The sequence below is a fragment of the Paraburkholderia sp. NMBU_R16 genome (assembly GCF_013282575.1).
Classification (GTDB): domain Bacteria; phylum Pseudomonadota; class Gammaproteobacteria; order Burkholderiales; family Burkholderiaceae; genus Trinickia.
In genome coordinates this window covers 1-480 of the sequence record NZ_JAAAYE010000298.1, presented here as the reverse complement: position 1 = coordinate 480, position 480 = coordinate 1, and the positions used below count along the sequence as shown (strand labels likewise).

1 protein-coding gene is annotated in these 480 nt (G+C 62.9%); it reads left to right on the top strand.

Annotated features, from left to right (window positions below; all coding sequences use genetic code 11):
* The first annotated feature begins 32 nt into the window (after positions 1 to 32).
* On the top strand, positions 33 to 452 hold the full coding sequence (locus tag GWC77_RS30180) for a transposase (protein ID WP_302181396.1): 420 nt from the start codon (positions 33 to 35) through the stop codon (positions 450 to 452).
* Positions 453 to 480: the final 28 nt, after the last annotated feature.

The window sequence follows — 480 nt, the reverse complement described above, 5'->3', positions numbered from 1 at the left end:
GGGCGCGTTTAGATTGACGGAGCCAGTCAGCCATGTCGAACGCAGGGGGCCGAGCCCATCCCCATCGCACGTACGCGCAAGAATTCAAGCAGCAGGTGATCAGAGAGACGTTGGAACCCGGCATGTCGGTGTCGATCGTTGCGCGACGGCACGACATCAACGCCAATGTGGTGTTCGCATGGCGCAAGCAATATCGTGAAGGCAAGCTGGTTGTCCCTGCACTGGACGTTGCGCCGAGCGTGCCGAGCACGGAACTGCTGAGCGTCGACGTGATCGACTCGGCATTGGTACTTCGGGCGCCGGAGCCGACAGTAGCATCGGAGGCGATGAGCAGCATGCCGATGCCGACGCCCGTGTGCGAGATCGAGGTGGAGATCGGCAAGCGGCGCGTGAAGATTCGCGGCCTGTCTGCCGAGCGCACCGAAGCGTTCCTGCAGGAATGCCTGAAGTGATCGCGCTGCCGGCAGGCACGCGCATCTG

Coding starts and splice junctions, on each gene's coding strand:
- GWC77_RS30180 (WP_302181396.1), top strand. CDS start 33: ATGTCGAACGCAGGGGGCCGAGCCCATCCCCATCGCACGTACGCGCAA.